This is a genomic window from Pseudomonas sp. PDM02 (assembly GCF_014852285.1).
Classification (GTDB): domain Bacteria; phylum Pseudomonadota; class Gammaproteobacteria; order Pseudomonadales; family Pseudomonadaceae; genus Aquipseudomonas; species Aquipseudomonas migulae.
The window spans coordinates 110,784-134,853 of record NZ_JACVBL010000003.1; the positions used below are offsets into that span (position 1 = coordinate 110,784).

General features: G+C 60.4%; 23 protein-coding genes. 12 read left to right on the top strand and 11 right to left on the bottom strand.

What is annotated here, in order from left to right:
• Positions 1–136: 136 nt before the first annotated feature.
• Entirely contained in the window at positions 137–454 is a 318-nt protein-coding gene (locus IB245_RS06915) for a DUF883 family protein (protein WP_192227086.1), read from the bottom strand.
• Between the two features lie 165 nt (positions 455–619).
• Between IB245_RS06915 and IB245_RS06920 the strand changes: the two genes are divergently transcribed.
• Positions 620–871: a hypothetical protein gene (locus IB245_RS06920; protein ID WP_007937833.1), complete on the top strand. Its 252-nt coding sequence runs from the start codon at positions 620–622 to the stop codon at positions 869–871.
• Positions 872–879: 8 nt separating this feature from the next.
• Here IB245_RS06920 and IB245_RS06925 read toward each other — a convergent pair whose 3' ends face one another.
• Positions 880–1,788 (bottom strand): LysR family transcriptional regulator, encoded by a 909-nt coding sequence (locus IB245_RS06925; RefSeq protein WP_192227087.1) that lies wholly within the window; start codon positions 1,786–1,788, stop codon positions 880–882.
• Between the two features lie 84 nt (positions 1,789–1,872).
• Here IB245_RS06925 and IB245_RS06930 point away from each other — a divergent pair, with 84 nt between their 5' ends.
• Complete coding sequence (locus tag IB245_RS06930; protein ID WP_192227088.1) at positions 1,873–2,793, top strand: carbon-nitrogen hydrolase family protein; 921 nt, start codon at positions 1,873–1,875, stop codon at positions 2,791–2,793.
• 102 nt (positions 2,794–2,895) lie between these two features.
• Here IB245_RS06930 and IB245_RS06935 read toward each other — a convergent pair whose 3' ends face one another.
• Both IB245_RS06935 and IB245_RS06940 read right to left on the bottom strand, forming a co-directional pair.
• Positions 2,896–4,329 carry a nucleobase:cation symporter-2 family protein gene (locus IB245_RS06935; protein WP_192227089.1) on the bottom strand — a complete coding sequence of 478 codons (1,434 nt, stop codon included), beginning with the start codon at positions 4,327–4,329 and terminating at the stop codon, positions 2,896–2,898.
• Positions 4,330–4,519: 190 nt separating this feature from the next.
• Positions 4,520–5,413, bottom strand: a complete 894-nt coding sequence (locus tag IB245_RS06940; protein ID WP_192227090.1) for a LysR family transcriptional regulator — start codon at positions 5,411–5,413, stop codon at positions 4,520–4,522.
• Between the two features lie 101 nt (positions 5,414–5,514).
• On the opposite strand from IB245_RS06940, the gene IB245_RS06945 reads away from it, so the two are divergent.
• The gene (locus IB245_RS06945) at positions 5,515–6,606 is read left to right on the top strand and encodes a polyamine ABC transporter substrate-binding protein (RefSeq protein ID WP_192227091.1); all 1,092 of its coding nucleotides are present in this window, start codon (positions 5,515–5,517) and stop codon (positions 6,604–6,606) included.
• 21 nt (positions 6,607–6,627) lie between these two features.
• Positions 6,628–7,587 (top strand): agmatinase, encoded by a 960-nt coding sequence (gene speB / locus IB245_RS06950; RefSeq protein WP_192227092.1) that lies wholly within the window; start codon positions 6,628–6,630, stop codon positions 7,585–7,587.
• A gap of 97 nt (positions 7,588–7,684) precedes the next feature.
• Here the strand turns inward: speB and IB245_RS06955 are convergent, their stop codons facing one another.
• A complete protein-coding gene (locus IB245_RS06955; RefSeq protein WP_192227093.1) occupies positions 7,685–8,737 on the bottom strand; it encodes an aldo/keto reductase in 1,053 nt (350 codons plus the stop codon).
• Positions 8,738–8,928: 191 nt separating this feature from the next.
• On the opposite strand from IB245_RS06955, the gene IB245_RS06960 reads away from it, so the two are divergent.
• The 5 genes from IB245_RS06960 to IB245_RS06980 all read left to right on the top strand — a co-directional run bounded on the left by IB245_RS06960 (position 8,929) and on the right by IB245_RS06980 (position 12,378).
• Positions 8,929–9,645 (top strand): helix-turn-helix transcriptional regulator, encoded by a 717-nt coding sequence (locus IB245_RS06960; protein WP_192227094.1) that lies wholly within the window; start codon positions 8,929–8,931, stop codon positions 9,643–9,645.
• Between the two features lie 52 nt (positions 9,646–9,697).
• Complete coding sequence (locus tag IB245_RS06965; RefSeq protein ID WP_008040238.1) at positions 9,698–10,039, top strand: nuclear transport factor 2 family protein; 342 nt, start codon at positions 9,698–9,700, stop codon at positions 10,037–10,039.
• A 30-nt stretch (positions 10,040–10,069) separates the two neighbouring features.
• Entirely contained in the window at positions 10,070–11,188 is a 1,119-nt protein-coding gene (zapE, locus tag IB245_RS06970) for a cell division protein ZapE (RefSeq protein WP_192227095.1), read from the top strand.
• A gap of 18 nt (positions 11,189–11,206) precedes the next feature.
• On the top strand, positions 11,207–11,794 hold the full coding sequence (locus tag IB245_RS06975) for a DinB family protein (protein WP_192227096.1): 588 nt from the start codon (positions 11,207–11,209) through the stop codon (positions 11,792–11,794).
• Positions 11,795–11,886: 92 nt separating this feature from the next.
• A complete protein-coding gene (locus IB245_RS06980; protein ID WP_192227097.1) occupies positions 11,887–12,378 on the top strand; it encodes a GNAT family N-acetyltransferase in 492 nt (163 codons plus the stop codon).
• An 81-nt stretch (positions 12,379–12,459) separates the two neighbouring features.
• Here the strand turns inward: IB245_RS06980 and IB245_RS06985 are convergent, their stop codons facing one another.
• From IB245_RS06985 to IB245_RS07000, 4 genes are all read right to left on the bottom strand, one after another.
• Positions 12,460–12,660 carry a hypothetical protein gene (locus IB245_RS06985; protein WP_192227098.1) on the bottom strand — a complete coding sequence of 67 codons (201 nt, stop codon included), beginning with the start codon at positions 12,658–12,660 and terminating at the stop codon, positions 12,460–12,462.
• A 98-nt stretch (positions 12,661–12,758) separates the two neighbouring features.
• Entirely contained in the window at positions 12,759–14,993 is a 2,235-nt protein-coding gene (locus IB245_RS06990; RefSeq protein WP_192227099.1) for a TonB-dependent siderophore receptor, read from the bottom strand.
• Between the two features lie 202 nt (positions 14,994–15,195).
• The gene (locus IB245_RS06995) at positions 15,196–16,938 is read right to left on the bottom strand and encodes a phosphoethanolamine transferase CptA (RefSeq protein WP_192227100.1); all 1,743 of its coding nucleotides are present in this window, start codon (positions 16,936–16,938) and stop codon (positions 15,196–15,198) included.
• A 200-nt stretch (positions 16,939–17,138) separates the two neighbouring features.
• Positions 17,139–17,321: a DUF6026 family protein gene (locus IB245_RS07000; RefSeq protein ID WP_008029917.1), complete on the bottom strand. Its 183-nt coding sequence runs from the start codon at positions 17,319–17,321 to the stop codon at positions 17,139–17,141.
• 272 nt (positions 17,322–17,593) lie between these two features.
• On the opposite strand from IB245_RS07000, the gene gnd reads away from it, so the two are divergent.
• Genes gnd through IB245_RS07015 form a run of 3 tightly spaced genes read left to right on the top strand, consistent with a single transcriptional unit; the run spans position 17,594 to position 20,915 of the window.
• Positions 17,594–18,574 (top strand): phosphogluconate dehydrogenase (NAD(+)-dependent, decarboxylating), encoded by a 981-nt coding sequence (gene gnd / locus IB245_RS07005; RefSeq protein WP_192227101.1) that lies wholly within the window; start codon positions 17,594–17,596, stop codon positions 18,572–18,574.
• Positions 18,571–20,094, top strand: a complete 1,524-nt coding sequence (gene zwf, locus IB245_RS07010; RefSeq protein WP_008029913.1) for a glucose-6-phosphate dehydrogenase — start codon at positions 18,571–18,573, stop codon at positions 20,092–20,094. Before gnd ends, zwf begins: the two co-directional genes overlap by 4 nt.
• Entirely contained in the window at positions 20,091–20,915 is an 825-nt protein-coding gene (locus IB245_RS07015; RefSeq protein ID WP_192227102.1) for an HAD family hydrolase, read from the top strand. The genes zwf and IB245_RS07015 overlap by 4 nt, the downstream gene beginning before the upstream one ends.
• A 97-nt stretch (positions 20,916–21,012) precedes the next feature.
• Here the strand turns inward: IB245_RS07015 and nhaB are convergent, their stop codons facing one another.
• Both nhaB and IB245_RS07025 read right to left on the bottom strand, forming a co-directional pair.
• The gene (gene nhaB, locus IB245_RS07020; RefSeq protein ID WP_008029909.1) at positions 21,013–22,515 is read right to left on the bottom strand and encodes a sodium/proton antiporter NhaB; all 1,503 of its coding nucleotides are present in this window, start codon (positions 22,513–22,515) and stop codon (positions 21,013–21,015) included.
• Positions 22,516–22,593: 78 nt separating this feature from the next.
• On the bottom strand, positions 22,594–23,883 hold the full coding sequence (locus tag IB245_RS07025) for a hypothetical protein (protein WP_192227103.1): 1,290 nt from the start codon (positions 23,881–23,883) through the stop codon (positions 22,594–22,596).
• Positions 23,884–24,070: the final 187 nt, after the last annotated feature.

Consider the following 24,070-nt stretch of genomic DNA (forward strand, 5'->3'; position numbering starts at 1 on the left):
AACACGGACTGTGTAGGCGCCGGCTTGCTGGCGATGGCGTCCTTGAGATCGCTATCGTCGGAACGCCGCCCGCAGCAAGCCGGCTCCCACATTAAATTGCATTTAGCCAACGTCCGCGTGACAAAGGCGCGGCCGGTTAGCGTCGGCCCAGCAACAACCCGACAACCAAACCGAAACCAGCGGAAATCGCCACGGTTTGCCACGGATGACCGCCGATATAGATTTCTGTCGCTTCGACCGCAGGCAGGGTCCGGTCACGAACGCGGGTTACCGAGTCCCGCGCCTGCTGGAGTTTCTGGGCGATTTGCCCACGGAGCGTGTCCGCTTCCTCACCGACCAGCGAGGCACTGCTTTTCAGCAATTTTTCCGACTCTTCGATCAGCGCCTGAAGCTCGCTGAACGCTTGATCCTTGATTTGGTCTTCGGCGGCTTGTGCGGCGGTTTTCCGAGCCATTGGGATACTCCTTGCAGGTGAGTGGGCAGTGAACAATGGAGTCTGCGGCGATTGAAAAAGTTGCAGCGATTTTACCTGCGCAGGCCCTCCAGTAGAAAAATCCTGCGCAGGACATTTCTTCCTACAGTGTAAGATGTCGCCTATTTACGCAGCAGGTAACTCCCCATGAGCTTCAATCTGGCCGACAAACCCCTTGCCGAGCGCGCAGCGCTTGAAGACGAGAAATCCCGTCTGTTCGAACTCTGGCAGAACAACCTGGGCAAAGCCAAAGGCGAGGCCGCACGCTTGTTTGGCGAACGCGCCAAGCGCAAAGGCAAATGGGCCGAGTGGGTCCGTTCCGAACTCGACGGCATGTCGCCTCCGGAATTCGCCAACATGGTGCGCAGTGAAGTCAATCGGTTGATGGCGGCCAAATAAGGCCGGCTTCACGCAAAAATCGCGACAATTGCCTCACGCACTTTCAACACCACCGGATCGAGCTGCGTGCTGGTACGCCAGCCCAGCTCGATCGGGTAACGCGGCAATGCCAACGGGCAGGGCAGCAGCGTCAACCCGCTGAGTGCGGCGATGCTTCGGGCGGCATGTGCCGGGATGGTCGCCACCGCCTTACTGCCCTTGAGCAGATGCGGCAACGCTGCGAAATGCGTGGTCGAAGCGCATACCCGCCGGCTCAGGCCCAACGCGGCCAACCCTTCGTCGGTGATCCCGATAAAACCACCCGATGACACCAGAATATGTTCACGGGTGACGAATTCCTCAAGGTCGATGGTTTGCTGTCCCGCGGCCAGACTTGTCGGGTCAACCAGACACAGATAATCGCCTTCCCCCAATACCTGACGACTCAGCAACCGTTCGGCAAACCCGCCGGCCGTGATCGCCAGGTCGATGCTGCGCTCCATCAACGCGTGGGCGACGATCTGGCTGTGGGTCTGGCGGAAGATCAGCCGTAACTTCGGCGCGCAACGGTCGATCTCTTCGATCAAGCGGCGGCCGTAGGCAATTTCGAAATCATCCGACATGCCCACCGTGACCGAACGGCCTTCGTAGTGATGGGCGGCTGGATCGACCATCGCCAGGCTTTGTCGGCATTTGTTCAGCGCGTCGCTGACCACCGGTTTCAACTGATTGGCCTTGAGCGTCGGCGCAAGACCTCGGCCGGTGCGCACAAACAACTGATCGCCATACACCTCGCGCAGTCGGCGCAACGCCGCGCTGACCGCCGACTGCGTGACGCCCAGACGCAACGCTGCACGGCTGGCGCTGGACTCCTCATGCAAGGCTTCGAAGACTTTGAGCAGGTTGAGATCGACGGTGGCGATATTCATGGTGTTCATATCATTCAGCAGCGAACGGGGCTTTATTCATGATCCGGTAGCGCCTGAGAATGAGCAACACCTGATATGAACGGAGTGACCGCGATGCCCAAGTCAATCGTTGCTGCACTGCAAATCGGCGCACTGCCTGGCGGCAAAGCCGAGACCCTGGAACAAATTCTCTCGTACGAAAACGCCATCCTTGAAGCCGGTGCGGCGCTGGTGGTCATGCCCGAGGCGTTGCTTGGTGGTTACCCGAAAGGCGAGGGGTTCGGCACGCAACTGGGTTATCGCCTGCCGGAAGGTCGAGAAGCATTTGCCCGGTATTTCGCCAATGCCATCGACGTGCCAGGCGTAGAAACCGAAGCGCTGGCCGGGTTGTCGGCGCGCACCGGGGCCAATCTGGTGATTGGCGTCATCGAGCGCGCCGGCAGCACCTTGTATTGCACCGCGTTGTATTTCGAGCCGCAGGCCGGACTGGTCGCCAAACACCGAAAACTGATGCCCACGGGCACCGAACGGCTGATCTGGGGCAAGGGCGATGGCTCGACGTTACCGGTGATCGACAGCCAGGTCGGCCGGATCGGCGCGGTGGTGTGCTGGGAAAACATGATGCCGCTGCTGCGCACCGCCATGTACGCCAAAGGTGTGGAGGTGTGGTGCGCACCCACGGTGGACGAGCGGGAGATGTGGCAGGTGAGCATGCGCCATATCGCCCATGAAGGGCGCTGCTTTGTGGTCAGTGCCTGTCAGGTTCAGGACTCGCCGCAAGCCCTGGGCGTGGAGATCGCCAACTGGCCGGCGGACCGGCCGTTGATTGCCGGCGGCAGCGTAATCGTTGGCCCAATGGGCGACATTCTGGCCGGGCCGCTGCGCGGTGAGCGCGGCCTGCTCACCGCCGAAATCGACACCGACGACCTGATCCGCGCGCGTTACGACTACGACGTCGTCGGCCACTACGCGCGCCCGGATGTGTTTGAGTTGACCGTGGATGAACGCGCCAAACCCGGTGTCCGCTTCCTCTGACACCCCCCTGTAGGAGCCGGCTTGCTGGCGATGGCGGCCTTGAGACTTGCGTTGATTATTAGGCCGCTTTCGCCAGCAAGCCGGCTCCTACAGAACGGCGGGTTAACCTTTGGCCGGGACATCCGGGTTTTCCATGACCTGGAGGATCGAGGCTTCCGGGTCGAAATCGTCTTCTTCCAGCTCGATGAATTCTTCGGGCAGGAAGATGTTCAGCACGATAGCGCACAACGCGCCGACGGTAATCGGCGATTCAAAGATGTTATGCAGCGCCTTGGGCAACTCGCGCAACACCTCCGGCACGGCCGCCACCCCCAGGCCCATGCCGAGGGAAATCGCCACGATCAGCATGTTGCGCCGATGCAGGCCGGCTTCGGCGAGGATCTTGATCCCGGCCACTGCAACGGTGCCGAACATCACCAGTTCAGCGCCGCCGAGTACCGGTTTCGGCATCAGTTGCAGCACCGCGCCGATCATCGGGAACAGCCCCAGCACCACCAGCAGGCCGGCAATGAAAAACGCCACGTAGCGGCTGGCCACGCCGGTCAGTTGAATCACGCCGTTGTTCTGCGCGAAGGTCACCATCGGCATGCTGTTGAACACCGCCGCCATGGCCGAATTGAGACCGTCGGCGAGCAGGCCGGATTTGATCCGGCGTATGTAGATCGGGCCTTTGACCGGCTGCCGGGAAATCATCGAGTTGGCCGTCAGGTCGCCGGCCGCCTCCAGCGGCGACACGAGGAAAATCACCGCCACCGGCACGAACGCCACCCAGTCGAAGTTGAAACCGTACTTGAACGGCACCGGCACGCTCATCAGCGGTACGTCGGGCATGCTGCCGAAATCCACGTGGCCCATGAGCCATGCCACGAGATAACCGAGGGTCAGGCCGATCACGATGGCGCCCAGGCGCAGGAACGGCACATCAATACGGTTCAGCACAACGATGGTGCCCAGCACCAACGCAGCCAACGCCAGATGACTGGCGGCGCCGAGATCCGTCGCGCCGAAGCCGCCGGCGATGTCGGTCATGGCGACTTTGATCAGCGACAACCCCATCAACGTGATGATCGTCCCGGTCACCACCGGCGTGATCAGCATCCGCAGTTTGCCGATGAACTGGCTCAACACCACTTCGATGAACGCGGCGAAAAAACACACGCCAAAGATTGTCGAAAGGATCTCATCAGTGCCGCCGCCGCGGGCCTTGACCATGAAACCGGCGCTGAGGATCACGCTGATAAACGAGAAACTGGTGCCTTGCAGACACAGCAAACCGGAACCTATCGGGCCGAACTTGCGCGCCTGGACGAAGGTGCCCAGCCCCGAGACAAACAGCGCCATGCTGATCAGATAGGGGATTTCGCTTTGCAGACCGAGGGCGCTGCCCATGATCAGGGTCGGGGTGATGATGCCGACGAAACTGGCGAGTACGTGTTGCAGGGCGGCGAAGACGGTGGCGGTCAAATGAGGGCGGTCGTCGAGGCCGTAGATCAGGTCGTTGTGGCGCGGGGCAGGGGCTTTTTCAGAGGCGGTCATGGTGGTTTGCGTGCCGAAAGGCGGGCCGGGTCAGAAAATGGAGGCGCAGGATGCCAGAAAATTCATCGACTTACACAAAACCCTTGTGGGAGCGAGCCTGCTCGCGATGACGGTGGATCAGTCAATATAAATGTCGACTGATCCACCGTCATCGCGAGCAGGCTCGCTCCTACAGGGGGGGGCGGTGGTTTCAGGTGAACGCGGCGAGCAGATCTTCTTCAAAGGCTTTCTGCGCATCCCCCGGCACCTGCGCACGGTGGCGGGCGAGGTGGAATGCCACGTCGAAACTCATGTCGCTGCGGCGTACGGCCCTGAGTAATCCTTTGTCTTCCCAACTGCGGGCAAAGTGGCTGGGCAGGTAACCGACATGCTTGCCGGACAAAATAAAGGCGAGGGTGCCTTCGACCTGTTCCGAGCGCGCCGAGCACCGTTTGCCCTGAAAGGGCTCGTCGCTGCGCAAAAAGCGGTAAGGGTGATCCACCCGGTCGCACGCCTGCAACGCTTGATCGTCCGGCGCCTCGTCGGTGAACAGCGGGTGGCCGGCGGCGCAATACAAGTGCTGGGTTTCCGTGAACAGTTCGCGGTAGTCAAACGCGCTCTGCACCTGTGAGAAATAGCCGATCGCCAGGTCCAGCCGTTGTTGCAGCAGCAAGCGCTCCATCTCGCCGGGCATGGCGCTGATCAATTCGATACGCACCGACTCATCGCGTTCGCGAAAGCGCCGGATCGCCTCGGCCACCCGTTGCAGCACGGATTGATCCACGGCTTCGGACAGCCCCAGGCGCACCTCGCCGATCAGCCGACCAGCCACGCCATTGGATTGATGACGGAACGCTTCAATGGATTCGAACAGTCCGCGTGTCGCGGCCAACAGTTGTTCGCCTTTGGGGGTGATCCTGAATCCGCCCTTGCCGCGACTGCACAGCCGATAGCCGAGCCGGGTTTCAAGCCTGGCCATTTGCTGGCTGATGCTCGACTGGCTCAGGCCCAGTTCACCCTGGGCTGCGCTGAAACCACCGCATTCCACCACGCTGACGAACAGGCGCAGCAATTGCAGATCCACATCGTGAAGCTGGCCGAGCATCAAACATTACTCCGCAATAAAGTCAGGGTAACTGACTTGGTATTTTTCCAATGTATCCGACGACGCATGCTGGGGCCACTTCCTCTGGTCAGGTGTTCGTCATGGCTCCTCTATTCAAGCTGTGTTTACCCGCGCTGTTCCTTGCCGCCTCCGTGTCGGCCCATGCCGAGGAGAAGGTCGTCAATCTTTACAGTTGGGCCGATTACGTGGCCCCGGAAACCTTGCAGCGCTTCGAGCAGGAAACCGGCATTCACGTGCGCTACGACACGTTCGATTCCTCGGAAGTCCTGGAAACCAAGTTGCTCACCGGCGGCAGCGGATATGACGTGGTGGTGCCGTCGTCCAGCGTGCTGGCGCGGGGTTTGGCAGCCGGTGCGTTGAAGGCGATACCCCATGAAGGCCTCAAGGGCTACGCCAACCTCGATCCGGACTTGCTGGAAAAACTCGCCGCGGTCGATCCCGGCAACCGCTACGGCGTGCCGTATACCTGGGGCACGCTCGGGCTCGGGATGAATGTGGAGGCGGTGAAAAAGCGCTTGCCGGATGTGCCGCTCAACAGCCTCGACTTGCTGTTCAAACCCGAATATGCCAGCAAGCTGAAAGATTGCGGCGTGGCGATCATCGATTCGCCGCAGGAAGTGATCGGCCTGGCGCTGCACTACCTCGGTAAAGATCCCTACAGCACCGACAAGTCCGATCTGTCAGCCGCCGAGGCGTTGTTGCGTCAGTTGCAGCCGAATGTGCTGTACGTCGCCAGTGGCCGGCAAATCAACGACCTGGCCAACGGCAGCGTCTGCCTGGCCTTGACCTACAACGGTGATGCGAGCATGGCCGCCGATCAGGCGCGCAAGGCCAACAAACCGTATGAAGTGGCGTACCGGATCCCCAAGGAAGGCACGCTGGTCTGGCAGGACAACCTGGCGATCCCCAAGGACGCGCCGCACCCCGAAGCCGCCCGCGCCTTTATCGAGTTCATGTTGCGTCCCGAATCCGTGGCGGCGCTGACCAACACGCTGTTCTTTGCCACCGCCAACCAGGCCGCCACACCGCTGGTGGATGAGGCGGTACGCAGCGATCCCGACATTTACCCCCTCGCCGATGTGCGCGAGCGGTTGTACGCCGACCGCAGCATGAGCCTCAAGGACATGCGTCAGCGCACCCGTTTGTGGACCACTTTCCGTAGCCGCCAGTAAATAAACAAGAAGGAGCACCTGATGGACGTCCCAGTGCAAAACGATCAGGCCATGACCCGCGACAGTCTCTACGGGACTGCCGCCGAAAGTACCTACGCCGGTATCACCAGTTTCATGCGTCGCCGGTACAGCCGCGACTTGCGCGGTGTCGACGTGGCCGTCAGCGGCGTGCCGTTCGATACCGCCACCAGCAACCGTCCCGGCGCGCGTTTTGGACCGCGCGGCATTCGTGCGGCGTCCACCGGGATCGCCTGGGAGCGGCATTGGCCATGGACGTTCGACCCGTTCGATCATCTGGCGGTGATCGACTACGGTGATTGCGACTTCGACTACGGTTCGCCGCATTCGGTGCCGGAAAGCATTGAAGCCCACGCCGAGCACATTCTGAATGCCGGTTGCGCGATGCTGACATTCGGCGGCGATCACTTCATCAGTTACCCGCTGCTCAAGGCGCATGCCCGTAAACATGGGGCGCTGTCGTTGATTCACTTCGACGCGCACAGCGACACCTGGCCGGATGAAGAGGGCAAGCGCGTCGATCACGGCACGATGTTCTGGCACGCGGCCAAGGAAGGTCTGGTGGACCCGTCGCGCTCGGTGCAGATCGGTTTGCGCACCACCAATGACGATCATCAGGGCTTTCAAGTGCTGGATGCGCGGCAAGTGCATCGGCGTGGGGTGGACGCGATTGTCGAAGCGATTCGCGCACGGGTCGGCGACAACCCGGTGTACCTGACGTTCGACATCGATTGCCTCGACCCGGCGTTTGCACCCGGCACCGGCACACCGGTGTGTGGCGGTTTGAGCACGGTCCAGGCGCTGGAAATCCTCGGCGGCTTGCGCGGGATCAATCTGGTGGGGATGGACGTGGTGGAAGTTGCGCCGGCCTACGACAGTGCGGACATTACCTCACTGGCGGCGGCGACGTTGGCGATGGAGATGCTGTGTTTGTATGCGGCGAAGCATAAGGTGGATCGGTAGCACGGATTTGCGGTGTTCGTGATGACGCTTTCGCGGGCAAGCCTCGCTCCTACATAGCGCATGACCTGTAGGAGCGAGGCTTGCCCGCGAAGCTTTTTCAGGCGACCGGGATTATTGGCAGGTCCAGGGTTTCGCCCCCGCTGAACCGTGCAAAAGAACCGGCAATGGACTCATGCGGCACGCCCTTCGCCACTTCGCTGATGCCATCCAGCCGCGACAACTGATCGGCACTCAACTGCACATCCAACGCGCCCAACGTCGCATCCAGCTGCTCACGCGTACGCGAACCCAGAATCGGAATCAGCGCCGTGGTCGAGCGTTTGGCTTTTTCCCGCAGCCAGGCAATGGCCACGTGCGTCGGGCTGGCGTCCAGCTCCGCCGCGACCGCGAGCAAGGTGTCGAGCAGGGCGGTTTCGCGGGCACTTTTCTCGGCGTGTACCAGCATGCCCAGTTTGGCGGCACGGCTGTTCTCGTCGTTGGTGCGGTATTTGCCGGTCAGGAACCCGCCACCCAGCGGCGACCATAAGGTCGCGGCCAGCCCCAACGCTTCGGCCATCGGCAGTTGTTCACGTTCAGCTGTGCGCTCGGCGAGGCTGTACTCGACCTGAATGGCGGCAATCGGCGCAAAACCGCGAACTTCAGCCAGCAGATCGGCGCGGGCGATGCGCCAGGCCGGGAAGTTCGACAGCCCGGCATAATGAATCTTGCCGGCGCGCACCAGATCATCAAAACCACGGAGGATTTCTTCCATGGGCGTGACACCGTCGCTCATGTGCGCCCAGAACAGGTCGATGTGGTCGGTCTTGAGCCGTGTCAGGCTTTCTTCCACGGCGCGGACCATGTTCTTGCGGTTGTTGCCGGTGTGGGAAATGCCTGCGGCCGGTGTAGTCCCCAACGTGTATTTGGTGGCGATGACCAGGCGATCGCGCTCTGCGGCGATAAACTCGCTGAGCATGGCTTCCGACTGGCCACCCTGATAGCCATTGGCGGTGTCGATGAAATTACCGCCGGCCTCCAGGTAGCCATCAAAGATGCGCTTGGCTTCATCGCGCTCGGCGCCATGACCCCAACCGGTACCAAAGTTACCGGCACCCAGCGCCAGTTCCGCGACACGCAGGCCGGTTTTTCGGCCGAACACCTTGTAATGCATGGGATGACTCCTGAAGGAAGACGCTACGGATCAATATAGATGTCGTAAGACATGTATTAAAGATGATGCCAGTCATGTATTCAGTCAAGGTGCTTTTTCATGAGTGGCAAAACGGGCCCGTGGTTACTGCCACTTTCTGACAGGAGGCTCTGCTAATCTGCGACATCCTTTCCGAAAAGAGCCTGCCGATCGTGTCTCGCACCACGCGTTTACTTACTTTGTTGCAAGTGCTGCGCGGCAAAAGTCGTCCGGTCACGGCGGCGACACTCGCCAGCGAGCTTGAGATTTCCGAGCGTACGCTCTATCGCGACATCGCGGAACTCACCGCACTGGGCGCGCCGATCTACGGTGAGGCGGGGATCGGTTACGTGTTGCGCAGCGGTTTGTTCCTGCCGCCGTTGATGCTCAATGCCGATGAAACCGAAGCCATCGTGCTGGGGCTGCGTTACGTGGATCAGCGCGGCGATGAAGTGTTGAGCAAAGCGGCGGCCGATGCGCTGGCCAAGATTGCTGCGGTACTCGCCCCCGAAGCGCTGGACGCTCTGCGCAACCCGACGGTGATGCCGGGCCCGCCCGGTTATGGCTTCGCGCCAAATGCCGTGCCGCTGAATGCGTTTCGCCAGGCGATTCGCGATCAGGCCAAGCTGCACATCGACTATGCGGACGCACAGCAAGTGCCGAGTCAGCGGCTGATCTGGCCGCTGGCGCTGGGGTTTCTCAATGAAGTGCGGATCATCGTCGCCTGGTGTGAGTTGCGCGGCGCCTATCGGACTTTTCGTACCGACCGGATTTCGGCGGCGAGCGAGCAGGGCGAGCGTTATCCGGGGCGGCGCAGCGATCTGCTGCGCACCTGGCGCAAGCAGATGCAACTGGATGAAGCCGGGCGTTTCACTCCTGACAAGAACTGACACAGGCGTGTTCTAGCATGGTGTCAGAATCAACCAACAAGGAGCTGTCACCATGTCCCATCCTGCCTCTGCACTGGCGCCCGCCATCGCCGCTTACATTGCTGCCGCCAATGCCCGCGACACCTCGACGGTCGCCAGTTTTTTCGCTGAGGACGCCAATGTGTTCGATGAAGGTCAACACCGGATTGGCACCCAGGCCATCGCCCAATGGATGCAAGACACCGCCCGGCGTTACCAGCCAAAGGTCGAAGTGCTCGACGTGCAACAGCGCACCGGCAAGGTGCTGGTGCACAACCTGATCTCCGGGACGTTTCCCGGCAGCCCGCTGGAATTGCGCTACATGTTTCGCCTGAACGAGCAGGGCAAGATCGCCCGGCTGGACATTTCACTGTAGACGTCGCGTCACGATGGCATACTGCCGCGCATGAATGCCGACTCCCCGTTAAGCGCCTGGCAACACGCCATCGAACAGAAGGGCTTCGTCCAGGACGAAGCCCAGGAACATGCCGTCTGGGCGCTGCAAAAATGCTATGAAGCGTTGCATGAAGGTCAGAAACCGGTCACGGGCGTGTACCTGTGGGGCCCCGTCGGGCGTGGCAAGACCTGGCTGATGGATCAGTTTTACCAAAGCCTGCAGGTCCCGGCCCGGCGCCAGCACTTTCACCATTTTATGGGGTGGGTGCATCAACGCTCGTTTCAGCTGACCGGCACCGCTGATCCACTCAAAGCCCTGGCCCGCGAGCTGAGCGAAGAAGTCCGCGTGTTGTGTTTCGATGAGCTGTTCGTCAACGACATTGGCGACGCAATCATTCTCGGGCGCTTGTTTCAGGTGATGTTCGAGGAGGGCGTGGTGGTGGTTTGCACGTCCAATCAGCCGCCGGACATGCTGTACGCCGATGGCTTCAACCGCGACCGCTTCGTGCCCGCGATCGAGGCGATCAAGCAGCACATGCAGGTGATCGCGGTGGATGGCGGCGAAGATCATCGCCTGCATCCCGGCGCTGGTTTGCAACGCTATTGGGTCGCCGCGCCAGGGCAACCCGGCGCGTTGGAGGATGTGTTCAAGGCGCTGACCGCCGGGCAGTCAGTCTCCAGTGAACCGATCAAGGTCGGTTACCGCTCGCTGAATGTGGTGCAGGCCAGTGAAACCGTGCTCTGGAGCCGATACGCCGACCTCTGTGAACAACCCTTTGCCGCCATGGATTTCATGGCCCTGTGCGACACCTTCAGGGCTATTCTGTTGAGTGACGTGCCCAACCTCAGCGCGCAAAAACGCGCCGGCCGCATTGCCCGTGGCACCGAAGACGGGGTCGAGCGGGTGGTGGCGGGTGATCGCGAGTTGCCGCAATTGTCGGTGCACGACGACGGTGTGCGGCGCTTCATCGCGTTGGTGGACGAATGCTATGACCGCAAAGTGCCGCTGTACCTCGAAGCCCAGGTGCCGATGGAATCGCTCTACACCGAAGGCTATCTGGAATTCCCGTTCCGCCGCACACTCAGTCGCCTACAGGAAATGCAGCTGCAACGTTTCGCCGACGCTTGAACCCAAGGAGCCGCGAACATGAATCAGCCCTTGTCCCACCATTTGCTGACCATGGCTTATCAGAACGCCTGGGCCAATCATCGACTGGCCAAGGCCTGGAGCCAGTTGAGCGCAGAGGAGCTGGCGGCGCCGCGCGTCAGTTTCTTCCCCAGCCTGCGTGCGACCCTCAACCACATCCTGACCTGCGACTGGTTTTACATGGATGCGCTGGAGCGGGAGTTGCGTGGCGATGTTCCGCATCCTGAATGCACAGTGTTCTTCAACAAAGACGAGCCGTTCACCGCTGCCGCAGACCTGCAGCGCGAACAGGCCCAGGTTGACCGCCGCTTGATCGCCTACTGCGAGCAAATGCGCGACGCCGACCTGGGCAAGATCGTGACAATCGCCCGAGACACGCCGCAATACGACAGCCGTTTGCGCCTGCTGTCTCATCTGCTCGAGCATCAGATCCATCATCGCGGGCAGGTACACGCCATGCTCAGCGGCACGTCGGTTGCGCCACCACAACTGGACGAGTTTTTCTGCGCCGGGGAGTCGGGCCTGAGGGCGGCGGATTTCGCCGAACTGGGGTGGACCGAAGCATTGATCTGGGGCACCTCTGTTTAAAGATTGCGCGATGAACGGGACTCGCGATAGGGTCGCTGTGCCCTGCGGCGCGATCTGCGCGCCGGGGCAATTCATGTGTAATCGAGGTGGAAATGGAATCCGCAGAAATTCTAGTGCTTCAGGCCAGTTACACCAATCCGGTGCATGCCGAGGCGATAGGTCAGGTGTTGAATCATTACGCCGAGGACCCGATGGGTATCGGTCATTCTTTGCCGGCCGAGGTGCTGGAGCACCTTCCGGGGGAACTCGCCAAACGTCCCCATGCGTACAGCGTGCTGGCGTTCGTCGGGGGTGAACCGGCAGGGCTGGTCAATTGCTTTGAAGGTTTTTCGACGTTTGCGTGTCGGCCATTGGTCAACGTGCATGACGTAGTGGTGGTGAAACAGTTTCGCGGATTGGGCCTGAGCCAGAAGATGCTGCAAAAGGTCGAGGAAATCGCCCGTCAGCGCGGCTGCTGCAAAATCACGCTGGAGGTGCTGGAAGGCAATGCCGTGGCGCAGTCGTCCTACGCTAAATTCGGCTTCAGCGCCGGCATGTTCGATCCGGAGCACGGCCGGATGCTGTTCTGGACCAAGGCGTTGTAGCATCGCGCTCTTCGTAGGAGCCAGGCTTGCCGGCGAAGGCGTATTTGAAATCGCCTTCGCCGGCAAGCCTGGCTCCTACATCTAGCGTTTGTAATGCTCAGTCACTTGCGCCGTTTGATCGTCCGGAACCCGGACCTCAGCGGTTTGCTGGCTTTGATTCTCCTGTTGGCTGAGCCGCAGGCTTTCGTAGTAATAGCGCATGCGTTCTGCGCCACCTTCGGCAAATGCGCTGACCGAAACGAACGTCATCAGGCCGGCAACGATCAAGGGTGTACATTTCATGGTTCGCCTCCCAAAACGGATATCGGGTGCTTTTCATCCATGAAGCAATGTCGCGAGAACATTATCTGCCGATTTCGTCGATTGGGAATTAACTGCGCCTAGAGTTTCCAGTCCAGGCTCAGTGTCACCGTACGCGGATCACCCCAATACACACCGTTATAGAAACCGACGTTGTCGTAATACTTCTTGTCGAACAGGTTCTCGACGTTGAGCGAGGCGGACAGGTGCGGGTCGAACTCGTAACGTGACATCAGGTTGACCACGGTGTAGGCGCCTTGCCGGATGTTTGTGCGTTCAGTTATCACATTGCCAGCGGCGTTGCGTCCGACCGGGCGATTGGCGGCGCGGTAAACGTCACTTTGCCAGTTCACTGCACCGCCCACGGTCAGGGCCTGCCAGTCGCCAGGCAAGCGATACGAAGTCGACACCCGAAGCAGGTTCAGCGGCTGACTGGTATTGGTGCGTTTTTCCTCGCCATTGACCGAGTGGGTGTAGGTGTAACCGGCGGTCATGTTCCAGTGCGGCATGACCTCGCCGGAGAGCTCGGCTTCGAACCCCTGAACCTTGTTGCCCTTACCGCTGGAGGTGTAGAACTCCTCGCCAGTAACCGGGTCCGGCGGCACCGAATCGTCGCGTTCGGCGACATTGTCCTGTTTGCTCCAGAACACAGCGGTGGCGAGGTTCAGTCGCTCTTCCAGCAGGCTGCCCTTGAGGCCAAGTTCATAGTTGCTGCCCACCACCGGTTCGAGGTACTTGCGGCTGCTGTCGCGGTTGGTTTGTGGCTTGAAGATATCGGTGTAGCTGATGTAAGCCGTGTATTCGGGCGTCAGGTCGTAAAGCAGTCCGGCGTATGGCGTCCATAGGTCGTTGTGTTGCTGGCGGGTAACTTCGGACTCGCTCAACTGCAGATTGTCGGTGTAACTGTTAGCCGTTTTCGACGCTTTCCAGCTGCCATAGCGGCTGCCGAGGACGGCGTGCAGATCGTCGGTCAACGTCAGGCGAGTGGCCAGGTAACCGGCCTTTTGGCGGGTGTTGTCGCTGGAGCCACGCAGGCTGGTGACGGTGTCGGGGAATTTGGGGATGCCGCCCATGTACTTCCAGTCGGGTACGTTTTCGTAGTCCTTCGCGCGGGCGCCATCGACGGTGTGTGGGCTTTCGTCGCTGCGTTCGGCTTCGCCATACCCGAGCATCATTTCGTGCTCACGCCCGAACAATGAATAGGGTCCGGACACGTTGAAGTCATAAGCCTTCATTTTTTGCGTGCCGATCATGTGGCTGACGTTGGCGATCATGCCGCTGCGATCCGCCTCGGGGAAGCCGCCACCGCCGTAGTAAATCTTGCCGTCGGTGTCGCTTTCGCGATGGGTGTAAGCCGCCTTGAGGTGCCAGCCCATCCCCAGTTGCTGATCCAGCGTGGCGAACGCGGTCTTGTCTTTCAGCGGCCAGGAACTCCAGGGGGTGGCCATGTTGGTGGAGCGGCCGAGGTTGGCTTTGCTGCCGTCTGCGTTCCAGTAGGGCACGGTTCCCCAGGAGGTGCCCTGCACCTGTTTGTCCTGATAGTCATAACCCACGGCGAGCAGCGTATCGTCGGTCAGGTCGGCTTCGAGAATCCCGTAGCCGACTTCCCGTTGCAGCTGATACTTGTCGCGCACCGAATGACTGTCGCGATAGGCCAGCACGCTGCGCCCGCGCAAGCGTCCGTCGAACGCCAGCGGCCCGCCGACATCGACGTAACTGTAGTAATCGTCATAACTGCCACCGCTGACACCGGTTTTGGCTTCCCACTGCGACGTCGGACGCTTGCGCACCATGTTGATGGTGGCCGAAGGGTCGCCTGCGCCCGTGGTCAGGCCGGTTGCACCGCGCACGACTTCGATGCGGTCATAGATGATGGTGTCGGAATCGGACTTCATGTAGTTGAAGGTGTTGAGCATCCCGTCGATCTGGAAATTGTTGATCGTGTAGCCGCGGGAGGAAAAGACGACCCGGTCCGAGTCGTTGTGCTGAACCACCACGCCCGTGGTCTGGCGCATGGCGTCGGAGAGCGTGTCGAGTTTGAAGTCGTCCATTTGCTGGCGCGTGATCACGGACACCGATTGTGGCGTCTCCTTGATCGACAGGTTCAGGCGGGTGGCGGTGCTCATGGCGCCGGTGGTGTACGACCCGGTGTTTTCGGTGGTGCTGCCCAAGCCTTGGGCCGTGACGCTGGTGGCACCGAGTACCAGGGCGGAGGGTTGTTTGTCCGGGTCGGTTTCAGCCAGCAGGTCCGGGCTTAGTACGGCACTGCAAAACCCAAGGGTAAAGGTCATGGAACGGGTGATAGGCGCGAACATCGCAGCCGACTCCTTGTCGTCAATGAAAAAATTCCGTTTGTTCAAAGACGAAGGAGGGCGGGGGTATTTAGTTATAAACGAGAATTATTATTATCTTTCGGAGAAATTGTAGGAGCGAAGCTTGCTCGCGAAGAGGTCGGCAGATTCAACATCTATGCTGACTGGGCCAACCCCTTCGCGAGCAAGCATCGCTCCTACAGATCTACTGCTGAGCGACTGCCGGGGTCGGCTTCACCTTGGGTTTGATCAGGCTGAAGTCGATCAGCGCTTTCTGCTCGCGCTCATAAGGATTGCCGATCAGCAGTGGGCGCGGCTTGAAACTGTCGCTGACCACGCTCTTGCTGCGATCCAGTTCATCGAAGCTCAGCCCCGCCAGATCGGCCCAGGTATGGATCAGGTGCGAGCTGCTGTACGGCCGCCCCAAATCACCGGCGAAGCTCCAGTCATGGCTTTCGCGCCATTTCGGCGAGGCCCAGGCCATGAATGGAATGGTGTACATCGGTGCCGTCGGCTTGGCCTCATTGCGACCCAGCGTGTTGTGACCAGCAGAGTCGAAAACGTCTTCGCCGTGGTCGGAAAGGTACAGCAGAAAGCCGTTAGGATCGGTCTTGGCGTAATCCTTGATCAGGCTTGAAACCACGAAGTCGTTGTACAGCACCGCGTTGTCATAGCTGTTGTAGGTCGGCAACTGATCGTCACGCACGCCAGCCGGAACGCCGTTGCGGTCCTTGAACTTGTCGAAGGTCGATGGGTAGCGGTACTGATAGCTCATGTGTGTGCCGAGCAAATGCACAACGATCAACTTGCGTGGCGCCGCGTCGGCCAGGGCCTTGTTGAACGGCTCGATCACGTCGCCATCGTACTGGGCGGCGTTCTGGTTGCGGTTGTTGTTCAGGTACACCTGCTCGTCGGCCTGCTCGGAGAAGGTCGTGAGCATGGTGTTGCGCTTGGTCATGGTTTGCTGGTTGGTGATCCAGAAGGTCTTGTAGCCCGCCTGTTTCATCATGCTGACCAGCGACGGCGTCGACAGGAACAGGTCCGGGTTTTCTTCGTCGGCGAACGTCAGGACCTGCTGCAATGCCTCGATGGTGTAAGGGCGCGGGGTGATGACGTTGTCGAAGACCGCCAGTTGGTCCTTGAGCTTGTCCAGTTCCGGCGTGGTTTCACGCGGGTAGCCGTAGAGACTCATGCGCTGACGGTTGGTGGATTCGCCGATCACCAACACCAGGGTGGCGGGCTGATTGGCCATCGAATCCTTGAAATTGTGCAGCGGTGGAATCTTGCTCGCGCTGTCGAGCATGCCCTGCATGTCGGCCAGGGTGTCGAGGTAGCGGTGATAGGCCACGGCCATCTGCCACGGCACTGCCGGTTCGATACGGGTTTCGAACTTCTCGAAACCACTGGCGAAACTGCCGGTGTGAACGGTCTGCTTGGCCAGCGGATAACCCACCACGGCCACCAGAATGGCGGTCGCGGCGACCAATGCGCGACCACGGGGCATGTACACCGGGCGCAAGCGGGTCCACAGGAAATAGGCGAACAGCGTGTGGGCAACAAATGCCGCCACCATCCACCAGGCAAAATACTGGGTCATGTACTCGCCGGCTTCAGAGATGTTCGACTCGAACATGATGAAGATGACGCTCTGGGAAAATTCCTGCTGATAGATGAAGAAGTAACCGAGACTGGCCATGGAACAGGCCCACAGCACCACGCCGATCAGCGCCGCCAATACACGCGTCTTGCGGGGAAACAGCAGCATCGGCGCCAGCCAGATGGCGCTCATGGTGAAGGCTTGGCGGAAACCGCTGAACCCGGAGGTGCCCGTCAATTGGATCAGCAGTTGGGTAATGCCGGAGAAATACCAGAAGAACAGAAACAGCCAGAGAAACCCTGCCCAATCAAACTTGTCCGCAGTCGAATTGCTGCGTTCATACAAAGCCATTGCGTGCTCCAGCCAGAAATCACTTCCACCGCCGGGACGGGAAGGTCGCCGACGAACAGGCGCCGCGCAGATACCGGGCGGCCATAAAGGACCGGAGTATCAACAAGGGCGTGTGAAAGTTTTGTGAGCTGCTGAGCGCGGGTAAATCGTGATGGCGTATCGGAAACAGCGATTGGCTGCTTCCGATTCAGGCGAGGGGATCAGGCGTGGGGGGCGCGCAAAGTGACAGGCATCGGCTGAGCCTGGATACCTTGCGTCAGCAGGCGCAATTGCTCGACTTCCTGTTTGAGCTGGTCGCGTTCGTCTTTCAACTGGCGCAATTCATCACGACGGATCGTGACGTAAAGGGTTTGTGCTGGCCGTGCTGCTTGTACTGTGCCCATTGCTCACCTCGCAAATGGCTTGCCTCAACTGTAAATCCGCCCCGACATCGGTGCTGATTTACTATCGGCGCTGATTTTGATTTCTTTTGTCCCGGAAGGGAACTTTTTTATTTTTCGTGGTCGTTGTGTCTTCGGCACGATTCCCGACGTTATCAATCAGGATCGGGCACAATGCCCGGAAACTTCATGCCAACGCTCTGGACTAACCCTCATTAGTCGCGTTGGGCTATAACCTTTGACACACATTTATTTGTAGTAGGGAGCATCAGCACATGCAACTCGGGATTATTGGACTGGGCCGCATGGGCGGCAATATTGCGCGGCGCCTGATGCTCAACGGGCACACCACCGTTGTTTACGACCGCAATACCGCCTTCGTCGACACCCTGGCCGCCGAAGGCGCCAAGGGCGTCACCGACCTGCCGGCCCTGGTCGCCGGCCTGGCCAAACCACGAGCGGTCTGGATCATGCTGCCGGCAGGCGCACCGACCGAAGACACCATCGACACCCTGAGCACCTTGCTTGAAGCCGGCGACACCATCATCGACGGCGGCAACACCTTCTATAAGGACGATATTCGCCGGGCAAAAAACCTCTCGGAAAAAGGCCTGCACTACATCGACGTCGGCACCTCCGGCGGCGTCTGGGGCCTGGAGCGCGGTTACTGCATGATGATCGGTGGCGAAGCCGAAGTGGTTAAACGCCTCGATCCACTGTTCGACAGCCTGGCGCCTGGCATGGGTGACATCCCGCGCACCAAGGACCGCAAGTCGGACGACGATCGCGCCGAACGCGGTTATATCCACGCCGGCCCCGCGGGTTCCGGCCATTTCGTGAAAATGATCCACAACGGCATCGAGTACGGAATGATGCAGGCCTTCGCCGAAGGCTTCGACATCCTCAAGACGAAGGCCAGCACCAACCTGCCGGAAGACCAGCGCTTCAACCTGAACGTCGGCGACATCGCCGAAGTCTGGCGTCGTGGCAGCGTGGTCTCGTCGTGGCTGCTCGACCTGACCGCCGATGCCCTGGCTGCCGATCCGCAGCTCGATAATTTCTCCGGTTCCGTTGCGGACAGCGGGGAAGGTCAATGGACCATTGAAGCGGCCATGGAACAAGCGGTACCGGTGCCGGTGCTGTCGAACTCGCTGTTCGCCCGCTATCGCTCGCGCGGCCAAGGCACTTTTGGCGACAAGATCCTCTCGGCCCAGCGCTTCGGCTTCGGCGGCCACGTGGAGACTGCGAAAAAATGACCCGTTTGATCCGCAATAAATCCAAGGCAGAACCCGCACCACCGACCACGCTGTTCCTGTTCGGTGCCCACGGTGACCTGGTCAAGCGCTTGCTGATGCCGGCGCTGTACAACCTGAGTCGCGACGGTCTGCTTGGCGATGGACTGCGGATCATCGGCGTCGACCACAACGCCATCACCGACGAAGCGTTTGCCCAGAAGCTCGAAGACTTCATTCGGGCCGAAGTGGCAAGCAAGGTCGGCAAGGGCGATCAAGCCCTTGACCCAGCGTTGTGGGCCAAACTGGCCAAAGGCATCAGCTACGTCCAGGGCGACTTCCTGGACGACAGCACGTATCAGGCGCTGGCGGCGAAAATCGCCGCCAGCGGCACCGGCAACGCGGTGTTCTACCTGGCCACCGCGCCTCGTTTCTTCAGCGAAGTGGTGCGTCGTCTCGGCGCTGCCGGTTTGCTGCAAGAGACGCCGGAAGCGTTCAGAAGGGTAGTCATCGAAAAGCCGTTCGGCTCTGACCTGCATACCGCCGAAGCCTTGAACGCATGCTTGCTCAAGGTCATGACGGAAAACCAGATCTACCGGATCGATCACTATCTGGGCAAGGAAACCGTGCAGAACATTCTGATAAGCCGGTTCTCCAACAGCCTGTTCGAAGCGTTCTGGAACAACCATTACATCGACCACGTACAGATCACCGCCGCGGAAACCGTCGGCGTGGAAACCCGTGGCAGTTTTTATGAACACACCGGCGCCCTGCGGGACATGGTGCCCAATCACCTGTTCCAGCTATTGGCGATGGTGGCCATGGAACCGCCGGCTGCCTTTGGCGCCGATGCGGTTCGCGGCGAGAAAGCCAAAGTGGTGGGGGCGATCCGTCCCTGGTCCACCGAAGAGGCACGGGCCAATTCGGTGCGCGGCCAATACGCCGCCGGCGAAATCGACGGCAAGCCGTTGGCGGGTTATCGCCAGGAAAACAACGTAGCGCCTGACAGCACGACGGAAACCTATGTCGCGCTCAAAGTCATGATCGACAACTGGCGTTGGGTCGGCGTGCCGTTCTACCTGCGCACTGGCAAGCGCATGAGCGTGCGCGACACCGAGATTGTCATCTGCTTCAAACCGGCGCCTTACGCGCAGTTCCGTGATACCGAGGTCGATGAGCTGCAACCGACTTATCTGCGGATTCAGATTCAACCCAACGAAGGCATGTGGTTCGACCTGTTGGCCAAACGCCCCGGCCCCGCGTTGAAAATGGCCAATATCGAACTGGGTTTTGCCTACAAGGATTTCTTCGAAATGCAGCCGTCCACCGGCTACGAAACCCTGATCTACGATTGCCTGACCGGCGATCAGACGCTGTTCCAGCGCGCCGACAACATCGAGAACGGCTGGCGTGCCGTGCAACCGTTTCTCGATGCCTGGCAGCAGGATGCGAGCGTGCAGACTTACGCGGCGGGCGAAGACGGGCCGGCGGCGGCAGAAGACCTGCTGACTCGCGATGGTCGCGTCTGGCATAGCCTCGGATGAGTGACGAAACGCAACAACCCATCCGCTTTTTGCTCAGTGACATGGACGGCACATTGTTGCTGCCCGATCACAGCCTCAGTCAGCGCACCATCGATGCGGTCCGTTCGTTGCGTGAGTCGGGCGTGCTGTTCAGCCTGGCCACCGGCCGGCCGCCGAAAGCCATGCTGCAGCAGATCGAAGCCTTGGGCGTCGATCTGCCGACGGCGGCGTTCAATGGCGGCACCATCGTAAACCCCGACGGCAGTTTGCTGGTCGCGCATTATTTGCCGGCAACGGCCGCGCTGACCACGTTGACACAGTTTGCCGATCTGCCGGACATCGAGGTGTGGGTGTTCAGCGGCGGCGACTGGCTGGTGAAAGACTCGAATGGCCCCATGGTGCCGCGGGAACAGCACGGCCTGGGGTATCCGCCCGTGGTGGTGGAGAGTTTCGAGCCCTATCTGGAATACATCGACAAGATCGTCGCGGCGAGCAACAACACGCAGTTGTTGATTGAGCTTGAGGCGCAGTTGCTGCCCAGGGTCGAGGGCCAGGCGCAGGTGTCACGCTCGCAGCCGGTGTACCTCGACGTGACCGCGATGCAGGCAAACAAGGGGGACGCACTGGCGACACTGGCGGAGTTTCTCGGCGTGTCGCTCGGGCAGACCGCCGCCATGGGCGATGGCGGCAATGACCCGGCGATGTTTCATCGCGCCGGATTGTCGATTGCCATGGGGCAGGCGGAGGAGGCGGTGAAGCGTCAGGCCGACGTAGTGACCGGGGCCAATACCGAAGACGGCGCAGCGCAGGCGATCGAGCGGTACATCCTCAACGCAGGTTAACCGCGTTATCGTTCTTCGCGGGCAAGCCTCGCTCCTACAAGTTAGCGGTGAATCTGTAGGAGCGAGGCTTGCCCGCGAAGGCGTCAAACCTGCCAACTCAAAGCCAGAAACTCACCGCATACCACCCCAGCACACCCATCACCACCGTATACGGCAACGCCATCCACACCATCCGCCCATACGACAGGCGAATCAGCGGGGCAATCGCCGACGTCAGCAGAAACAGAAACGCTGCCTGGCCATTCGGCGTCGCCACGCTCGGCAGGTTGGTGCCGGTGTTGATCGCAATCGCCAGTGTCTCGAAATGCTCACGGCTCATGTGGCCGGAGATGAACGCCTGTTTCACTTCGGTGATGTAAATGGTCGCGACGAACACGTTGTCGCTGATCGCCGAGAGCAAACCGTTGGCAATAAACAGCATGCCCGGTTGCTGATTCGCCGGCAGCGCCAGCACCCACTGGATCAGCGGCGTGAACAACTGCTGGTCGTGAATCACCGCCACTACCGCGAAAAACACCACCAACAGCGCCGTGAACGGCATGGCGTCCTTGAAGGCGTTGCCGATGCGGTGCTCGTCAGTGATGCCCGTGAATGCGGTAATCAGCACGATCACCATCAAGCCGATCAAACCGACTTCGGCAATATGGAACGCCAGGGCGGCAATCAGTATCAGTGCCGCCAGCCCCTGAACGATCAGCGCAGCGCGTTGGTGTGAGGTGCGTTGGGCGTTGTCTTCGGCGGCGTAATTGGCCAGCACCGCGCGCACGTTGTCTGGCAGGAGCGTGCCGTAACCGAACCAGCGCAGTTTCTCCAGCAGCACGCAGGTCACCAGGCCCGCCACCAGCACCGGCATGGAAACCGGGGCGACTTTCAGGAAGAACTCAGAGAAGTGCCAACCCATTTCGTGGCCGATCAGCAGGTTCTGCGGCTCACCGACCAGCGTGCAAACGCCACCCAGTGCAGTGCCCACGGCGCCGTGCATCAGCAAGCTGCGCAGGAAGGCGCGGAACTGTTCGAGATCCCCGTGATGCAGCGTTGGCAGGTGCTGGTCATCGTTGAATTCGCTGTCCTGGCGCGGATCATTACCCGAAGCGACACGGTGATACACCGAGTAAAACCCCACGGCGGCACTGATGATCACGGCGGTCACGGTCAAGGCATCGAGAAAAGCCGAGAGGAACGCCGAAAGAAAGCAGAACATCAACGCCAGCATGGCTTTGGAGCGAACGCCGAGCAGCAGGCGCGAAAACAGAAACAGCAGCAGGTCTTTCATGAAGTAGATGCCGGCCACCATGAACATCAGCAGCAGAATCACCGGGAAGTTGTGCAGCAGTTCGTCATACAGCGCCTGGGGCGTGGTCATCTTCAGCAACAGCGCTTCGACCAGCAGCAAGCCGCCCGGCATCAGCGGATAGCACTTGAGCGCCATGGCCAGGGTGAAGATGAATTCCAGCACCAGCAGCCAACCGGCCGCTACCGGACCCACGGTCCACAGCACCAGGGCATTGAGAATCAGGAAACCGACAATACTGGCCTTGTACCAGCGAGGTGAGTGCCCGAGAAAATTATGCGCGAACGCCTGGGCCATTGAGCCGGACATCGGCTGCTCCTTGTATTAAGAAGCGCGCAACTTGCCGCAAGCGGTACGGAAGATCAAGCGCAGGAAAGCTCGGCAGGCCTATCCCAGATAGCGAGCGACGATTGCCCGGTAGTTGCCATCCAGCGAATAGCCGCCTACGACAATGTTGCCGTCGTCCTGCACGGCCAGCGACGTTGCGGTATCCAGGCTGCGACCCAGGCGGGTACGGACCCAGCCGATGCCTTTGCCGAACAGCTCGTCGAGTTGTCCGTCAGGACGATGCCGGGCCAGGATGAAGTCGGCTTCGACACCACCGATGGTCGCGCCAACGGTCAGCACACGCCCGTCTGCAAGGGCGTGGGCGGCGGTCCACTGGCAGCCACTGTGGCCGATCCCCAGCAAATGCGGCTGGCCACCGTTGCAATGGATGTCCGGGCGACCGTTGCTGTGTACTTTCAAGGCCATGCAATGCATCGGGTCGCGGCTGCTGCCAAAACAGTGCAGGTCGCCGTTGGCCTGCTGGACGACCTGGCTGACCTGGGCGTGACGCCCTTGTGCCAAGAAACTCATGAAGCCATCCACGGCGAAACGGTCGTCCAGGCTGCCGTCGCTTAGATAGCGCGCAAGCAGGCCTTCTTCAGGGAAGTTGATCGAGCCGCCCACCAGAATCCGGCCGTCGCGTTGCACCAGCAGGCTGCTGAGCCAGGTGTTCATCAGCAGGTGTCTGACCAGGACGAAGCCACGACCGTTGAAGGTGTCGTCCAGCGAACCGTCGGGGTTTAGTCGCACCAGCAGGCCGACGTGATCGGCCAGTTCAAAATGATGATTGGCCAGCAGGACCATCCGGCCGTCTTCCTGCACGCACACATCACAGGCTTCGGCGCCCGGTACGCCGGGGGGAAGCCAGGCATCCCGCACGCCCCGGGAAAGATTGCCCGGCAGGCGTACGACAAGGCGTCCGTTGTCGCCAAAGTCGGGGGCCGGTTTGCCTTGCTGATCGAACAAGGCGAGGGCAGGCAGTGTCTGGTGCTCATTTTCATAGTGCAGGCCGGCCAACAGAATGCACCCGTCGGGCCGGATCAGCACTTTGCCACCCATGGACTCGAAGCCGGGTTCGAACTGGCTGATGACACTGCCTTGTTTGCCGAACGCCAGATCCGCCGAGCCATCCGCAAGCAGGCGGGCCACACCGAAGCGGCTGCCGCTCGGGGTTCCGACCTTGGCCGCGACGAGCAGCCGGCCTTGTGAATCAATCGCGACGCCGGTGGCCATGCTCGACGTGCTGCCGGCGAAATACACCTGGGTTTTGCCGGCGCTGGCAAAGGTTTTGTCGAGCTCCCCGGCGGCGCTCAGCGTCGCAGGCAGGACCACAGCGGTCTGGGTTGACATGCACGCATCTCCTTGCGAGTCGTCTTGATCCAGGAGTTGGGGGGGCGACTTATAGTAGAAACATTCAATCCCTGAATGATTGGTTGCACAACTGTAATAACTAACAGACGGAGGGTCGTTTTGTGCCAGAACAGTGTCTTTTCGACCCACTGACAAGCCTGCCAAGTATTTGGCCGCGTTCAGGTAC

Bases quoted from the DNA above. Each gene is read 5' to 3' on its own strand.
- IB245_RS06915 (WP_192227086.1), bottom strand. From the start codon at position 454: ATGGCTCGGAAAACCGCCGCACAAGCCGCCGAAGACCAAATCAAGGAT.
- IB245_RS06920 (WP_007937833.1), top strand. From the start codon at position 620: ATGAGCTTCAATCTGGCCGACAAACCCCTTGCCGAGCGCGCAGCGCTT.
- IB245_RS06925 (WP_192227087.1), bottom strand. From the start codon at position 1,788: ATGAACACCATGAATATCGCCACCGTCGATCTCAACCTGCTCAAAGTC.
- IB245_RS06930 (WP_192227088.1), top strand. From the start codon at position 1,873: ATGCCCAAGTCAATCGTTGCTGCACTGCAAATCGGCGCACTGCCTGGC.
- IB245_RS06935 (WP_192227089.1), bottom strand. From the start codon at position 4,329: ATGACCGCCTCTGAAAAAGCCCCTGCCCCGCGCCACAACGACCTGATC.
- IB245_RS06940 (WP_192227090.1), bottom strand. From the start codon at position 5,413: ATGCTCGGCCAGCTTCACGATGTGGATCTGCAATTGCTGCGCCTGTTC.
- IB245_RS06945 (WP_192227091.1), top strand. From the start codon at position 5,515: ATGGCTCCTCTATTCAAGCTGTGTTTACCCGCGCTGTTCCTTGCCGCC.
- speB (WP_192227092.1), top strand. From the start codon at position 6,628: ATGGACGTCCCAGTGCAAAACGATCAGGCCATGACCCGCGACAGTCTC.
- IB245_RS06955 (WP_192227093.1), bottom strand. From the start codon at position 8,737: ATGCATTACAAGGTGTTCGGCCGAAAAACCGGCCTGCGTGTCGCGGAA.
- IB245_RS06965 (WP_008040238.1), top strand. From the start codon at position 9,698: ATGTCCCATCCTGCCTCTGCACTGGCGCCCGCCATCGCCGCTTACATT.
- zapE (WP_192227095.1), top strand. From the start codon at position 10,070: ATGAATGCCGACTCCCCGTTAAGCGCCTGGCAACACGCCATCGAACAG.
- IB245_RS06975 (WP_192227096.1), top strand. From the start codon at position 11,207: ATGAATCAGCCCTTGTCCCACCATTTGCTGACCATGGCTTATCAGAAC.
- IB245_RS06980 (WP_192227097.1), top strand. From the start codon at position 11,887: ATGGAATCCGCAGAAATTCTAGTGCTTCAGGCCAGTTACACCAATCCG.
- IB245_RS06985 (WP_192227098.1), bottom strand. From the start codon at position 12,660: ATGAAATGTACACCCTTGATCGTTGCCGGCCTGATGACGTTCGTTTCG.
- IB245_RS06990 (WP_192227099.1), bottom strand. From the start codon at position 14,993: ATGTTCGCGCCTATCACCCGTTCCATGACCTTTACCCTTGGGTTTTGC.
- IB245_RS06995 (WP_192227100.1), bottom strand. From the start codon at position 16,938: ATGGCTTTGTATGAACGCAGCAATTCGACTGCGGACAAGTTTGATTGG.
- IB245_RS07000 (WP_008029917.1), bottom strand. From the start codon at position 17,321: ATGGGCACAGTACAAGCAGCACGGCCAGCACAAACCCTTTACGTCACG.
- gnd (WP_192227101.1), top strand. From the start codon at position 17,594: ATGCAACTCGGGATTATTGGACTGGGCCGCATGGGCGGCAATATTGCG.
- zwf (WP_008029913.1), top strand. From the start codon at position 18,571: ATGACCCGTTTGATCCGCAATAAATCCAAGGCAGAACCCGCACCACCG.
- IB245_RS07015 (WP_192227102.1), top strand. From the start codon at position 20,091: ATGAGTGACGAAACGCAACAACCCATCCGCTTTTTGCTCAGTGACATG.
- nhaB (WP_008029909.1), bottom strand. From the start codon at position 22,515: ATGTCCGGCTCAATGGCCCAGGCGTTCGCGCATAATTTTCTCGGGCAC.
- IB245_RS07025 (WP_192227103.1), bottom strand. From the start codon at position 23,883: ATGTCAACCCAGACCGCTGTGGTCCTGCCTGCGACGCTGAGCGCCGCC.